We start from the raw sequence: 12,263 nt of genomic DNA, 5'->3' as shown, positions 1-12,263 counted from the left end.
GCCGGTGACCGGGCACCTCCGGACCGGCCGCGACGGCGCCGTCGCCTCGCTGGTCATCGACCGCCCGGAGAAGCGCAACGCGCTCACCGCGCAGATGTGGGCGGCGCTGCCGGGCGTCCTCGCCGAGCTGGCCGACGACCCCGCGGTGCGCGTGCTCGTGGTCAGCGGTGCCGGGCCCAGCTTCTGCGCCGGGGCCGACATCGCCGACCTGCTCGGCGGTCCCGACGCGGGCGACCCGATGGCGGCCGTGCGGGAGGCCAACCTCGCCGCCCAGGCCGCGCTGCGCGACTTCCCCAAGCCGACCATCGCGATGGTCCGCGGGCACTGCATCGGCGGCGGCGTGGAGCTGGCCACCTGCTGCGACCTGCGCTTCACCGACCCGACCGGCGTCTTCGGCGTCACCCCCGCGAAGGTGGGCATCGTCTTCACCCCGACGTCGACCCGCCAGCTCGTCCGGCTGGTCGGGCCGGCGACGGCGCGCTACCTGCTGTACTCCGGCGAGCTGGTCGACGCCGAGACCGCACTGCGCACCGGGCTGGTCGACCGGTTGCTGCCCGCCGGCGACCTGGCCGGTGAGGTGCGGCGGTTCGCCGAGGTGCTGGCCGGCCGCTCGGCGCTGACGCAGCGCGCGGCCAAGGAGATCACCGCCGCGCTCGACGACGGCGGCGACGACGAGCGGGTCGAGGAGCTGGCTCGGCGCTGGTACCGGGAGACCGCGGCTGCCGGCGAGCTCGCCGAGGGCGTCGCCGCCTTCGCCGAGCGCCGCGCACCCCGCTTCCCCTGGCGCGGCTGACCCCCGGGTCAGGCGACGCCGAGGCCGGCCTCCTCCGCCTCCACGGCGGCGTTCCACTCGCGCTTCTCGGACTGCCAGCGGTCCTCGGTGCTGCCCAGCCGCCAGTAGCCCGACACCGACATCCGCTCCCGCGGGACGCCGAGCCCGGAGCGCACGAACCGGCGCAGCTCGCGCACGGCGCCGGCCTCCCCGTGCACGAACACGTGCACGTCGCCCTCGGGGAGGTCGGCCCCGACGACGGCGGCGACCAGGGCGACCCCCGGCGCGCGGCCGCGGGGCACCCAGGTGACCCGGACCCGGGGCCCGCCGGGCAGCGGCTGCTGCTCCTCCGGCCCGGCCACCTCGACGAAGACCTCCGCGCGGGCGTCGGCGGGCAGCGCCGCGAGCGCGGCGGTGATCGCCGGCAGCGCCGTCTCGTCGCCGGCGAGCAGGTGCCAGGCCGCGTCGGCCGCGGGCGTGTAGGCGCCGCCGGGCCCGAACAGCTGCAGCGTGTCCCCCGGGCGCGCGGCCAGCGCCCACGGTCCGGCCACGCCCTCGTCGCCGTGGACGACGAAGTCGATGGTCAGCTCGCCGGCCGCGGCGTTCCACGAGCGCACGGTGTACGTGCGGGTCGAGGGCCACTGCTCGCGGGGCAGCCGCTCCTGCACCTCGTCGAGGTCGAAGGGCGCGGCGTAGGGCGCCCCCGGCGGCGGGAACAGCAGCTTGACGTAGGAGTCGGTGTGCTCCGGCGCGAAACCGGCCAGCCCGTCGCCGCCCAGGACGACGCGGACGAGGTGCGGCGTCGGCCGGGTGGTGCTCATCACGGTGCCGGTGCGCGGCGTGCGCCGGCGGCGCGGGGTCGGGTCGGCCACGGGCCCTCCTCGGGTCAGGGAAGGCTCACCTTACCTCCGGTGTACCGCCGGGCCGGCCCCGTTTCCGGACCGCCTCGTCCGGGTAGCCCCTGGCCTGCGGGAACGACGCCGTCCCCGGCGCCGTCATCCGGCGCGCGCCGCTCCCCCGGACGGCGCCGGACCGCTCTCCCCACGACTCACGGGCCGTCACCCGCCCCGGTGCCGACCCCGCTCGACCTGCACACGATCCGGCGACGGCCGTCGCCCGGCGATGTGTGCGTGATCCATTCCGGGGTAGCAGGACGCCGACCGAGATCCACTCAGGAGGAACGATGACCCACTCCATCGACGCCCCCCTCCCGCCGCCGCCCTCCTCGGGTGCGACCGGCTACGGGGACACGAGTACGACCTCGACCACGACCAGCACCGGCTCGCCGTCCACCACCGACGTGGCCAAGGACGAGGCCCGCAACGTCGGGCAGACGGCCAAGCAGGCCGGCAGCCAGGTCGCCTCGACCGCCGCCGACCAGGCGAAGACGGTCGTCGCCGAGGCACAGCAGCAGGCCCAGGGCCTCGTCCAGCAGGGCCGCACCCAGGTGCGCCAGCAGGTCGTCTCCCAGCAGCAGAAGGCCGGGCAGAGCCTGGCGAGCCTCGCCGAGCAGCTGCGCGGCATGGTCGAGGGCAACGCCCCGGCCCCCGGCCCCGCCCGTGACCTGCTGCAGCAGGGCGCCGGCCGGGTCGAGGAGTTCGCCCGCATGCTGCAGAACCGCGAGCCGGGCGACCTGCTCGAGGACGTCCGCAGCTTCGCCCGTCGCCGCCCCGGCTCCTTCCTGCTCGGCGCCGCGCTCGCCGGCGTCCTCGCGGGCCGGCTGACCAGCGGAGTCAAGGCCGCGCACTCCGACACCAGCTCCTCGTCGGGCCGGCACTACACGGGGACGACCCAGGGCACCGGCAACTTCGTCGACACCACGCCGTCCTACTCCGGCTACGAGACGACCTCGGGCTACGAGTCGACGCCGTCCTACGAGACGACCACCACCTACGAGACGACCACGTCGGGTGGCTACGGCGAGACCGGGACCACCGGCACGCCGCTGCCGCCCCCGCCGTACGGCACCACCCCGCCGGCCGGCGGCGTCGTCCCGCCGACCACTCCCGCGGGCTGGGACGACCCCACCCGCCGCCCGGGCACGGGGGTCTGAGCCATGTCCTCTCCCTACTCCGGCGCCACGCCGGTGGGCGGCCAGTCGGGCTACCCGCCGGAGCCCCCGCCGGCCAACTACGCCGTCCCGCCCACGTACGACCAGGGTCAGGCCGGCAGCAGCGCCTACGGCGAGCAGTCCTACGCCGACGAGTCCTACGGCGCCTCGACGGGCGCCCACGCCGGCAACCTGGGCACCCCGACCACCGAGGCCGGCCGGCCCGACGTCGAGGGCGTCTCGGTCGGGCAGCTCATCAGCGAGGTCACCACGGACCTCTCGGTGCTCATGCGCCAGGAGCTCGCGCTGGCCAAGGCCGAGCTGCAGGTCGAGGCCAAGAAGGCCGGGCAGGGCGCGGGCATGTTCGGCGCCGCGGGCCTGGCCGGGCTGATGACCGTGATCTTCCTCAGCATCGCGCTGTGGTGGGCCCTGTCCCACCTGGTCGGCCACAGCTGGTCGGCCCTCATCGTCGCGGTCCTCTGGGCGATCATCGGCGCGGTCGCGTTCTCGATGGGCCGCAAGAAGTTCCGGCAGGTCAACCCCAAGCCCGAACGGACCGTGGACACGCTCCAGCAGGTCCCCGGCGCCCTGAAGCCCCACTGACCCCCGGGCCCACGGCCCCCACACCTCTCTGGAGCAGACATGACCAGCAGTGACCCGGACGCCATCCGGCGGCAGATCGAGGAGACGCGGCGCGAGCTCAGCTACGACGTCGACGCCCTCAACGAGAAGGTCAACCCGGCCCGCGTCGTCGACCGGCGGATGAGCGCGGCCAAGGGCCGCTTCGCCAACGTCAAGGACAAGGTCATGGGCTCGGCCCACGACACCCGGTCCTCGACGCGCGGCACCGCTCAGAACGCGCTCGGCTCGGTGCAGGGCACGGCCTCCAACGTGGCCGGCTCGGTGCAGGGCACGGCCTCCAACGTGGCCGGCTCGGTGCAGGGCGCCGCCTCCAACGCGGCCGGCACCGTGCAGGACGCCGCCTCGTCGGCGGCCTCGGCCGTGCAGCAGGCCCCGGACGCGGTGATCCGCCAGACGCAGGGCAACCCCCTCGCGGCCGGTCTCATCGCCTTCGGCGTCGGCTGGCTGGTGAGCAGCCTGCTGCCGGCCACGCAGAAGGAGCAGGAGCTGGCGCAGCAGGCCGAGTCCGCCCTCCGCGAGCACAAGGACGAGCTGCTGGCCCCGGCCAAGCAGGCCGCCCAGGAGGTCGGCGAGCAGCTCAAGCCGGCCGCCCAGCAGGCCGTCCAGGAGGTCAAGGGCACCGCCCAGGACGCCGCCCAGACGGTCAAGCAGGAGGGCCAGTCGGCCGCGCAGGACGTGCAGGGCCAGGCCCAGCAGTCCCGCGAGTCCGTGCAGAGCCAGGCCACCAGCTCGTAGCAGCACCCAGCACGGCGCAGCGCCCCGCCGGGTCTCCCCGGCGGGGCGCTGCCGTGTCGGGGCCTCCCCTGCCCGGGTGAGCCGGCGGCGCGCCGGCTGCAGGGCCGCGCCGGCGGGGCCGACCTGACCCCCGTGACCGGGACCGAGGCCGAGCTCGCCGCGCTGCGCGCGCGGGTGGCCGAGCTGGAGGCCGAGCGCTCGGCCCTGGCCGCGCTGGTCGACGACCGCGGCGAGGAGCTCGCCGTCGCCGCCCGCGTGCTGCGCGCCCGCGCCGCCACGATGACCGGCGTCGTCGACGCCATCACCGAGCAGTCGGTCGTCGGCACCGACGCCGACGGCGTCGTCCGGGTGTGGAACCCCGGCGCCGAGCGGCTGCTGGGCCTCCCCCGCGCCGAGGTCGTGCGCCGCCGCCGCGTCACCGACTTCCACGACCCCGCCGAGCTCGCCGGCCGCGGCCTGTCCGCGCTGGTGGGCACCGCCGCCGAGCGCGGCAGCGACGTCCGCGACTGGACCTACGTGGCCGCCGACGGTACCCGCCGCACGGTGTCGGTGGCGGTCACCCCACGGGCCGACGACGGCGGTCCCGACGGGTGGACCTTCGTCGGCACCGACGTGACCGGGGTGCGCGAGGCCGAGCGGCTCAAGGACCAGTTCGTCGGGCTGGTCAGCCACGAGCTGCGCACGCCGCTGTCGTCGGTCCTCGGCTACCTCGAGCTGGTCCTCGACGACCCGGCGCTGGGCGAGCAGACCCGCGGGTACCTCGACGTCGTCGCCCGCAACGCCGCCCGGCTCGAGCGGCTGGTCGGCGACCTGCTGTTCACCGCCCAGGTAGAGGCCGGCCGGTTCCCGCTCGTGCCGGGCGAGGCCGACCTCGGGGCCCTCGCGCGCGCCGCCGAGGAGTCGGCGCGGGTCACCGCAGCCGCCGCCGGCGTGGTCCTCACCGCCCGGGTGCCCGCGGGTGGCCCGGTGGTGCCCGGCGACGCGGTCCGGTTGGGCCAGGCGCTGGACAACCTGGTGTCCAACGCGGTCAAGTTCACCCCCCGCGGCGGACGGGTGGACCTCACCGTCGTCCCCACCGCGGAGGAGGTCCGGGTGGCGGTCGCCGACACCGGCGTCGGCGTCCCGGCCGCCGAGCAGGCGCGGCTGGGCACCCGCTTCACCCGCGGGTCGAACGTGCGCCGGTCGGTGCCGGGCGCCGGCCTCGGCCTGGCGATCACCCGGGCCATCGCCACCGCGCACGGCGGCCGGCTGGAGCTGGTCAGCACCGAGGGCCGCGGCACCACGGCCACCCTGGTCCTGCCCCGCTGAGCACAGCCGTCTTGCGGCGATCGTGCGGGGTCCCCGCGGAGGCGCTGCGCGGGCGCTGGCAGGCTCCCCGGCGTGAGCACGGCGGACCGCACCCCGCAGCGACGGACCACCCTCGTCACCGACGGCGACCTCCCCGCCCGCCTGCTGGCCTTCCTCGAGCACCGCGCCGCGGCCGCGCCCGCCGACCCTGCCGCGGTCGACCCTGCCGCGGTCGACCCCGCCGTCGTCGAGCGGCTGCGCGCCGCGCACGCCGACGCCCTGCCGGGGCGGCTGGCCGCCATCGGCCGGGCCGCCCGCGCCGGGGACACCGCCGCCCTGGCCGACGGCGCGACCGCGCTGGCCGGCAGCAGCGGGCAGCTCGGCGACCCCGCCGTCGCGCGGCTGTCCGGGGCGATCGCCCGGCAGGCCCGCCGCGGCGTCGTCGCGCACGCGCTGGTCACCGAGCTGACCGGGCTGACCGGGGCCGCCGGCGCGGTGCCGGCGCCGCGCGGGGGTCAGGCCACCAGCCGGTAGCCCACCCCGCGGACGGTGCGGATCTCGGCCTCGGCCAGGCCCGCGGCCTGCAGCTTGCGGCGCAGGTTGGACATGTGCGCCTCCACCAGGCGCAGGCTGCCGGCCCACTCGGTGCGCCACACCTCGCGCAGCAGCGTCTCCCGCTGCAGCACCCGGCCCGGCCGCGACGCGAGCGCCGCCAGCAGGTCGAACTCGGTGCGTGTCAGGTCCACGACGGCGCCGTCGACGCGCACCTCGCGGCTGTCCTCGTCGATCTCCAGGTCGGCCAGCCGGACGGGGGCCGTGCCCGGCGCCGTGGTGTCCGTGACCGTGCGCGGACGGCGCAGCATGGCCTGCACGCGGGCGACGAGCTCGCGCGGGGAGAACGGCTTGGCCATGTACCCGTCCGCGCCGACGGCGAGGCCGACGAGCAGGTCGACCTCCTCGGCGCGCGCGGTGAGCATGAGGACGTAGCAGCCGCTCTCGGCGCGCAGCTGCCGGCAGACCTCGGTGCCGTCGCCGTCGGGCAGCCCGAGGTCGAGCACGACCAGGTCCGGGGCCGACCGGCGCACCTCGGCCAGGCACCCGGCGGCCGACCCGACGGCGCGCACGTCCAGCCCCGCCCGGGTGAGCACCGTGACGACCAGCTCGCGGATCTCGGCGGTGTCCTCCACGACGAGCACCGACTGCGCGGCCACCGCACCTCCCCACCGCGGGCGGCGGTCCCGCCCGTCTCCCGCAGGGCTTCGGCGCGGCGGTGCGACAGGTGCAGCCGGGGAGCGGCGGCTCGCTCGGCCGAGTGAGCAGTTGCCGCGGCTCGACGCGGCGGGTCGGCGCGGGTCGCCGACCGCACCTGCCCGCTCGGCCCGCGCGCCCTCACACGAAGGCGCTCACCCCGGTCAGCGCGCGGCCGACGATCAGGCTGTTGATCTCGCGGGTGCCCTCGTAGGAGTAGAGCGCCTCGGCGTCGGCGAAGTACCGCACGACGTCGTTCTCCAGCAGGATCCCGTTGCCGCCGAACAGCTCGCGGGCCAGCGCCACGGTCTCGCGGGCCCGGGCGGTGACGAAGGACTTGGCCAGCGCCGCCTGCTCGTCGCGGAAGACCCCCTCCTCCTGCAGCTGCGACACCCGCACCGCCATGCCGAGGCTGGCGGTGACGTTGCCGGCCATCCGGGCGAGCAGGTCCTGCACCAGCTGGAACCCGGCGATCTGCCGGCCGAACTGCCGCCGATCCTTGGCGTAGGCGATCGCCGCCTCGAAGGCGCCCATCTGGCAGCCCACGGCCGACCACGCGACGCCGCCACGGGTCAGCTTGAGGACGCGGTTGACGTCCTTGAAGGAGTTGCCGTGCTCGAGCTTGTTCTCCGCCGGGACGCGGCAGCCGTCGAAGACGATGTCGGCGTTCTGCACCGTGCGCAGCGCGTACTTGCCCTCCATCTTCGTCGGCGTGAAGCCGGGCGTGCCCTTCTCGACGACGAACGTCTTCACCTGGTCGTCGGCGACGTCGCGGGCGAACACGACGACGACGTCGGCGAAGGTGCCGTTGCCGATCCAGCGCTTGGCGCCGTCGATGACCCACTCGTCGCCGTCGCGGCGGGCGGTGGTCTCCAGGCCGCGGGCGACGTCGGAACCGCCGTGCGGCTCGGTGAGGGCGAACGCGCCGATCCGGTCCAGCGCCACCATGCCGGGCACCCAGCGGGCCCGCTGCTCGTCGGAGCCCAACAGCACGATCGAGCCCATCGACAGGCCGTTGTGCACCCCGAGGAAGGTGGCCATCGACGGGTCGACGCGCGCGGTCTCCAGGGCGATGAACCCGGTGAACAGCCGGGAGGCGCGCGGCCGGTGCTCCAGGTCGTAGCTGCGCCCGACCATCCCCTCCTCGGCGAAGCGCGGTACCAGGTCCATCGGGAACTCCGCGGCCGCCCACGCGTCGTTGACCCGCGGGCGGACCTCCTCGTCCAGGAAGCGCCGGATGCCGGTCAGCTCCTTGCGCTCGTCGTCGGTCAGCAGCGTCTCGTAGCCGTAGAGGTCGCCGGGCAGCTCGTCGGTCATCGCGGGTCCTCCGTCGATCGGGTCGTCCTCACCTACCCGCCGCGGCCGCCCGCAACGCGACGGCGGCCGTCGGGTACGGCGCCGTCGCCGCCTCGCTCGTCGCCGTCACGGCGAGCCCCCGCCGGCCGGCCAGCAGGGCCACCGCGGCGGGCACCGCGTCGCGGTCGGGTGGGCGCATCACCGAGAAGCCGACGACCACCCGCCCGCCGGGGGCCAGCAGGGCCGCGACGGCGTCCCACTCGGGGGCCGGCGGGGTCCAGAACGCCCGGACGTCGACGGCGACCACCGCGTCGAAGCGCTCGCCGCCGAGGTCGGCCGACAGCAGCGGCGCGGGGAGCACCCGGACCCGGCCGTCGTCGACGGCCGCGCGGTTGCGCCGGGCGGCGGCGGCGGCCATCCGCGCCGACCGGTCGACGGCGACCACGCGGCCCGCGCCGACCGCGGCAGCCAGCTCCGTGACCAGGACGCCGGCGCCGCAGCCGACCTCGAGCACCCGCTCCCCCGGCGCCGCCGCGACCACGCCGGCGACGAACGCCAGCCGGTCGGACGCCGCCCGTGCGGTCACACGTGCGCCTGTCCGGTGGACGCGCTGGTCCCGCCGTCGACGGCGAGCACCGCGCCGGTCACGTACCGGGCGCCCTCGGAGGCGAGGAACAGCACCGACGGCGCGATGTCCTCGGGCTCGCCGGGGCGGCCCAGCGCGATGCGGTTGCGGAACGGCGCGAGCGAGGCGTCGTCGCGGGGAGCGTCGGCGTTGAGCTCGGTGAAGGTGAAGGCGGGCGCGACGGCGTTGAGCCGCACGCCGCGCGGGCCCCAGTCCAGCGCCAGGGACCGCACGAAGTTGGTGACCGCGGCCTTGGTGGCGTTGTAGCCGGCCTGCCCCCAGTCGCCGCGCAGCCCGGACACCGAGGAGACGGCGACGAGGTTGCCGCCGGACTCCGCCAGCCGCGGCAGCGCGGCCTTGGCGAGGTGGAAGAACGCGTCGACGTTGGTGGCGCGCATCCGCTCCCAGGCGTCGTCGGCGAGGTCGGTGACCTCCCCGCTCTCGTAGCCGGCCGCGTTGCTCACCACGACGTCGAGCCGGCCGAAGCGGTCGACGACGTCGGCGACCAGCCGCCGCACCTGCGCGGGGTCGGAGACGTCGGCCGGCAGTGCCGCCCCGCGCCCGGCGGGGACGCCGTCGAGGGCGGCCTCGAGCCGCTCCCGCCGGCGGCCGGTGACCACGACGGTGGCGCCGGCGTCGAGGAACGCGCGGGTGATGGCCAGGCCGATGCCCGTGCCGCCGCCGGTGACGAGGACGACGGAGCCGGTGAAGTCGAAGGTCGCTGAGCCGCTCATGCCCGGCGCCCTACCCGGCGCGGGCGCCGGGTCACGCCAGCGCGCGGGCGAGCACGTCGACCAGCCGCCGGACGTCGCCGGGGCCGGCGGCGTGGTCGGGGTTGAGCTCGGTGACGCACAGCCCGCGGAACCCCGGGTCGGCGCACAGCCGGGCCAGCAGGCCGGCCACGACGTCGAGGGCGAGGCCCTGGCCGTGGTCGGGGACGTCGGCCAGCGGCAGGTCGAGGAACTCCACGACGTCGACGTCGAGGTGCACGAGGAACCCGTCGGGCCCGCCCACCGCCGCGGCCGCGTCCGCCGCGACCCCCGCCGGGTCGGCGGCGACCTGCGCGGCGCCGACGACGGCCAGGCCGGTGCGCGCCGCGGTGGTGGCGTCGGGCTCGGTGTCGCGGACGCCGACGGCCCGCACGCTCTCGACCGGCAGCAGGGGCACCGGCCCGACGGCGAGCAGGTCGGGGTCGCACCCGTCGAGCGCGAGCACGTGCGCCAGCGCCATGGAGTCGGCGACGCCGGTGGGGTTGTCGGCCGGGGTGCGCAGGTCGACGCCGCCGTCGACGTACACCAGCCCGGGGGTCAGGCCGGCCGCGCGGGCACCGGCGACCAGCCCGGCCGTCGTCGTGCACTCCCCGCCGACGACCACCGGCAGCCGCCCGGCGCGCAGCGATCCGGCGACGGCGTCGCGCACCGCGGCCAGCCCGGCGGCGACCCGGCCGGCGTCGCGCACCCGGCCCGCGGGCGCCCGGCCCGCCGTCCAGCGCACCGGCGCGAACAGCTCCCGGACCGCCACCTCGCCGCCGGCGGCCAGGGCGCCGGGCAGCCCGGCCTGCTGCAGCGCGGCCCAGGCCCGCTCCTGCCCGGGCCAGTGCGCCGCGGCGCTGGAGGGGGCGGCCAGCAGGTCGAGGGGGCGCGCGGAGGGCACCCCGGTGTCCTACCCCGCCACGGGGCGTGCGGCCAGCGAGCGGGGCTCAGCCGCGCTGCCGCCGCCGGCGGCCGCCGAAGGCCTGCTTGACCCGGCGCCACCGGTTGGGGGTGTGCTCGGCGTCGAGCAGCTCGGTCTCGGCGAGGAACCGCTCGACCGGCGCGAGCTCCGGGGGCTCGAAGGCGACCAGCGAGCGGCCGGTGGGCCGCTGCAGCGACTCGATGGCCCGCACCAGCGAGCCCCCGCAGCGCTCGACGGCGGCGGCCACCTCCTCGGGCGCCACGCCGAGGTGCTCCCCGAGCAGCCGGTGGCGCATCCCGAGCACCGCCGAACGGATCTCCGCCTCGCGGGGGTCGCCGGTGCGCGCCTCGATCGACACGTCGCACTCGGTGTCCAGGCCCATCGAGCGGTTGTTGAGGTTGGACGAGCCGATGCGCAGCAGCCGGTCGTCGAGGACGGTCACCTTGGCGTGCACGTACACCGGCCGCCGGCCCTCGGCGACCGGGACGTAGAGCCGGAACCGGTCGTACCGGTCGGCGCGGCGGACCAGGTCGAGGAGCTTCACGCGGGCGGTGTCCATCGCCCGGGTCTCCAGCCAGCTCTCGGCCGTCTGCGGGTTGAGGACGACGAACTCCGGGCCGTCGGGCTCGCCGAGCCGGTCGGCGATCGCCTCGGCGATCCGGCGGTTGGCGAAGTACTGCGTCTCGATGTAGACGGCCTCGCGGGCGGCCGCGATCACCGCGAGCCACAGCAGCTCGATCTCGTGGACCAGCTGCGCGCCGCCGTGCTCCGGGCGGGTGCGGGAGATCGCGACGTCGACGTCGGTCAGGAACGTCTCGACGTCGGGCCAGCACGCCTCGACGTCGTCCACCGGCTCCAGGTGCTCGCCGGTGCCGCTCTCCCAGCGCTCGCGGGCGAGGTCACCGAGCGCGCGGGCGGCCGGGCCGGAGACGAGGCTGGTGACGTCGTGCCACGGCCCGCTCAGCCGGGTCGTGTGCGGCCGGTGGCGCAGCGGGTGGCGGTCGCGGTGCTCGGAGGTGTCCCAGCGGTCGGCGGTGACGTCGATGCCGCCGGCGAAGGCGAGGCAGTCGTCGATGACGACGATCTTCTGGTGGTGCGCGCCGCCGATCGGGTGGTGCGTGTCGACGCTGAACCGCAGCCGGTCGGGCGAGCGGCGGTTGAGCAGCACGATCGGCGCCATCCGCCGGGTGAGGGCCACCACCATGCCGAGGTCCCACTGCAGGACGCCGATCTCCAGCCGCGGGTTGGCCCGCACGGCCCGCTCGAGCACCGGCCCGAGCCGGTCGTCGTGGGCGCGGCCGGGCGTGCGGGGGTCCAGCCGGATGCGGGGGTCGAAGTCCCAGCCGATGAACAGCACCCGCCGCTCGGCGCGCAGCACCGCCTGCTTGAGCGTGGCGAAGTAGTCGGCGGCGTCGACGAAGACGGCGTGCCGGTCGGCGCGCTCGATGCGCCAGCACGTCTCGCCGGGGACGAGCAGGGTGTCGGCGGTGGGCGCGGGGACGGGAGCCGGGGACGTCGTCCCGCTGCCGTCGGCGCTCTCCGTCACCCCGGCAGTCTGCCGACCTGCGCAAGCACCGTGCGCGTCCGCCTCGCCGACGTCATCCGATCGGTGCCGAACGGGGTGCTCGCGGAGGGTGACGACGCCGAGGCGTGTCCGTCCCCGGACCGGCCCCCGCGGACGGGACCGGCCCCGACCGGCTACCTTGCCGGGCATGCCGCTGGTGCTGCACTGGGGCGGGCCCCGACACGGCGAGGTCGACGACCTGCGGGCCGAGATGCTGACGTCCTCGGTGCTGGTCTACGACGGGCCCCGGTGGTTCGGCGTCTACCAGCGGTACGAGCCGGTGCAGGTGCGCGACACCCCCGAGGGGCCGGCCGAGGTGTGGGTCGTCCGCGAGTAGCCGGGGCGAGGTCTGTCGGTGGCCGTCCCGCCC

The 12,263-nt window shown here is 76.7% G+C and carries 14 protein-coding genes; 7 read left to right on the top strand and 7 right to left on the bottom strand.

Annotated elements, in window-relative coordinates; translation table 11 throughout:
• Nucleotides 1-4 precede the first annotated feature (4 nt).
• Entirely contained in the window at nucleotides 5-793 is a 789-nt protein-coding gene (locus ACI780_RS02365) for an enoyl-CoA hydratase/isomerase family protein (protein ID WP_456870290.1), read from the top strand.
• Between the two features lie 8 nt (nucleotides 794-801).
• Here ACI780_RS02365 and ACI780_RS02360 read toward each other — a convergent pair whose 3' ends face one another.
• Entirely contained in the window at nucleotides 802-1,644 is an 843-nt protein-coding gene (locus tag ACI780_RS02360; protein WP_457000612.1) for a siderophore-interacting protein, read from the bottom strand.
• Between the two features lie 311 nt (nucleotides 1,645-1,955).
• Between ACI780_RS02360 and ACI780_RS02355 the strand changes: the two genes are divergently transcribed.
• The 5 genes from ACI780_RS02355 to ACI780_RS02335 all read left to right on the top strand — a co-directional run bounded on the left by ACI780_RS02355 (nucleotide 1,956) and on the right by ACI780_RS02335 (nucleotide 6,020).
• Nucleotides 1,956-2,825, top strand: a complete 870-nt coding sequence (locus ACI780_RS02355) for a hypothetical protein (RefSeq protein WP_456870288.1) — start codon at nucleotides 1,956-1,958, stop codon at nucleotides 2,823-2,825.
• A gap of 3 nt (nucleotides 2,826-2,828) precedes the next feature.
• Complete coding sequence (locus ACI780_RS02350) at nucleotides 2,829-3,425, top strand: phage holin family protein (RefSeq protein WP_089406188.1); 597 nt, start codon at nucleotides 2,829-2,831, stop codon at nucleotides 3,423-3,425.
• A gap of 39 nt (nucleotides 3,426-3,464) precedes the next feature.
• Nucleotides 3,465-4,199: a DUF3618 domain-containing protein gene (locus ACI780_RS02345; RefSeq protein ID WP_456870287.1), complete on the top strand. Its 735-nt coding sequence runs from the start codon at nucleotides 3,465-3,467 to the stop codon at nucleotides 4,197-4,199.
• 132 nt (nucleotides 4,200-4,331) lie between these two features.
• A complete protein-coding gene (locus ACI780_RS02340) occupies nucleotides 4,332-5,507 on the top strand; it encodes an ATP-binding protein (RefSeq protein ID WP_457000611.1) in 1,176 nt (391 codons plus the stop codon).
• A gap of 72 nt (nucleotides 5,508-5,579) precedes the next feature.
• The gene (locus tag ACI780_RS02335; protein WP_457000610.1) at nucleotides 5,580-6,020 is read left to right on the top strand and encodes a hypothetical protein; all 441 of its coding nucleotides are present in this window, start codon (nucleotides 5,580-5,582) and stop codon (nucleotides 6,018-6,020) included.
• Here the strand turns inward: ACI780_RS02335 and ACI780_RS02330 are convergent.
• The 6 genes from ACI780_RS02330 to ACI780_RS02305 form a co-directional block, all read right to left on the bottom strand.
• Nucleotides 6,002-6,697 (bottom strand): response regulator, encoded by a 696-nt coding sequence (locus ACI780_RS02330; protein WP_457000609.1) that lies wholly within the window; start codon nucleotides 6,695-6,697, stop codon nucleotides 6,002-6,004. The two genes, ACI780_RS02335 and ACI780_RS02330, sit on opposite strands and share 19 nt — an antisense overlap.
• Before the next feature lie 178 nt (nucleotides 6,698-6,875).
• Nucleotides 6,876-8,051 (bottom strand): acyl-CoA dehydrogenase family protein, encoded by a 1,176-nt coding sequence (locus ACI780_RS02325; protein ID WP_456870283.1) that lies wholly within the window; start codon nucleotides 8,049-8,051, stop codon nucleotides 6,876-6,878.
• Between the two features lie 28 nt (nucleotides 8,052-8,079).
• Nucleotides 8,080-8,616, bottom strand: a complete 537-nt coding sequence (locus ACI780_RS02320; protein ID WP_457000608.1) for a class I SAM-dependent methyltransferase — start codon at nucleotides 8,614-8,616, stop codon at nucleotides 8,080-8,082.
• Nucleotides 8,613-9,389, bottom strand: coding sequence for an SDR family NAD(P)-dependent oxidoreductase (locus tag ACI780_RS02315; RefSeq protein WP_456870281.1), 777 nt, complete (start codon nucleotides 9,387-9,389; stop codon nucleotides 8,613-8,615). The genes ACI780_RS02320 and ACI780_RS02315 overlap by 4 nt, the downstream gene beginning before the upstream one ends.
• Before the next feature lie 31 nt (nucleotides 9,390-9,420).
• A complete protein-coding gene (locus ACI780_RS02310) occupies nucleotides 9,421-10,308 on the bottom strand; it encodes an arginase family protein (RefSeq protein ID WP_456870280.1) in 888 nt (295 codons plus the stop codon).
• A 46-nt stretch (nucleotides 10,309-10,354) separates the two neighbouring features.
• Nucleotides 10,355-11,875 carry a phospholipase D-like domain-containing protein gene (locus tag ACI780_RS02305; protein ID WP_456870279.1) on the bottom strand — a complete coding sequence of 507 codons (1,521 nt, stop codon included), beginning with the start codon at nucleotides 11,873-11,875 and terminating at the stop codon, nucleotides 10,355-10,357.
• A 166-nt stretch (nucleotides 11,876-12,041) separates the two neighbouring features.
• On the opposite strand from ACI780_RS02305, the gene ACI780_RS02300 reads away from it, so the two are divergent.
• Nucleotides 12,042-12,230: a hypothetical protein gene (locus ACI780_RS02300; RefSeq protein WP_141233894.1), complete on the top strand. Its 189-nt coding sequence runs from the start codon at nucleotides 12,042-12,044 to the stop codon at nucleotides 12,228-12,230.
• Nucleotides 12,231-12,263 lie beyond the last annotated feature (33 nt).

This window comes from Geodermatophilus sp. SYSU D00814, assembly GCF_054050055.1.
The sequence above is the reverse complement of the archived record's forward strand: the minus strand, read 5'-3'. Positions and strand labels throughout refer to the sequence as shown.